The sequence below is a fragment of the Candidatus Phytoplasma sp. AldY-WA1 genome (assembly GCF_020312115.2).
In the GTDB taxonomy this organism is placed as follows: Bacteria; Bacillota_I; Bacilli_A; order Acholeplasmatales; family Acholeplasmataceae; genus Phytoplasma; species Phytoplasma vitis.
Genome location: NZ_JAHRHX020000113.1, coordinates 1 through 1264 on the forward strand (window position 1 = coordinate 1; position 1264 = coordinate 1264).

The following is a 1264-nucleotide window of genomic DNA, read 5'->3' on the forward strand; positions in this document are numbered from 1 at the left end:
AAAAAATTTACTCATATGCGTTTTGTAACAAAAAATTTAGAAGCTGAATTTGATTCTGTTTATTTTGGTTTAAATGCTGTTTCAAATTGGATTCCATATTTAAAAGATGATTATAAAGAATTTTTTAATGATGAATATGTTCAATATTTGGAAAATAATATTTCTAATGAAACTTTATTAAAAAAAGTAAATGAATTTAATAATAAATATGAATCTAGTAAAATATATGTATTTGGTATAAATTTAGAATTAGAAGAAAAAGAAATATTTTATAATAAAACTAATCAAATTGAAAAAAGATATGTAATTAAAAAAGATTATCTTAAAAAAAATTTTGAATATTTAACATGGGCTTTTAAAAATGAAATAAATAATGATGATTTTAAAAATTTCATTAATTTAAATAAAAACTTCGAATCTCGTACTCTTAGTGATACAAAACAACCAGAAGATTGTTTAATGTAAAACAAAAATACAGATATATTTAAAAATATCTTAATTTTAAAATAAAAATATATATATAAAAAAAAGCAAGAGGCAATATAAATATGCAAATAATAGAACAAATAAATAATCAAACAAACAATCAAACATTATTTTTAGAAGATTTAACAATGAATAATAAAGATACTCATTTAGTTAAAAACACTCAAAAAACATTTCAATTAATTAACAAAAATCAATCATTGAGTATTTTTGAAAAAGAAAAATTTATAAAAGAATTCTGTAATAATTTATTCTTTTTCAAAACTACTGACTATGGTATTGGTGCTTATTCTAATTGTTTACCTCTTCATATGTACCAGTTACAATCACGTATGCAAGCAAGACGTTTACAGAATTTAAAAGAAAGAAAAATTATGTTTACTAGATATAAATTAAGAGCTTTAGGATATGATTTTTCTACTCTTATTGAAAAAAATTTTGAACGCTATTATGAAATAGCTAATAATCTTTATCAACAAAAAAATAAAAAAGAAATTCTTAAATTTATTAAAACAAAAATCAAAGAAAATGAAGATTTACAAGAATTATTTAAAAATGAAGTTTCAAATCCAGATGAATATTTTTTAATTTTAAATAAAGAAACATTCGTATTAGTAAAAATAACGCTAGATATAAAGCTATTAAAAATTTTCATAAAGAAAATATAATTAGTTGGTTGACATTAACATTAGCACACAATAATAAAGATGGCGCACTTATTCTTTTTTTGTGGGCGTCAAAGAGGCCTTATTAACAGCGAATTAACGAATCGCAATGT

General features: G+C 20.1%; 2 protein-coding genes. Both read left to right on the top strand.

The window, feature by feature from the left end:
- On the top strand, positions 1-465 hold a 465-nt coding region (locus KTO59_RS04325; RefSeq protein WP_284928829.1), incomplete at its 5' end, for a hypothetical protein.
- Positions 466-548: 83 nt separating this feature from the next.
- Complete coding sequence (locus KTO59_RS04330) at positions 549-1154, top strand: hypothetical protein (RefSeq protein ID WP_284928830.1); 606 nt, start codon at positions 549-551, stop codon at positions 1152-1154.
- Positions 1155-1264 lie beyond the last annotated feature (110 nt).

Coding starts and splice junctions, on each gene's coding strand:
- KTO59_RS04330 (WP_284928830.1), top strand. CDS start 549: ATGCAAATAATAGAACAAATAAATAATCAAACAAACAATCAAACATTA.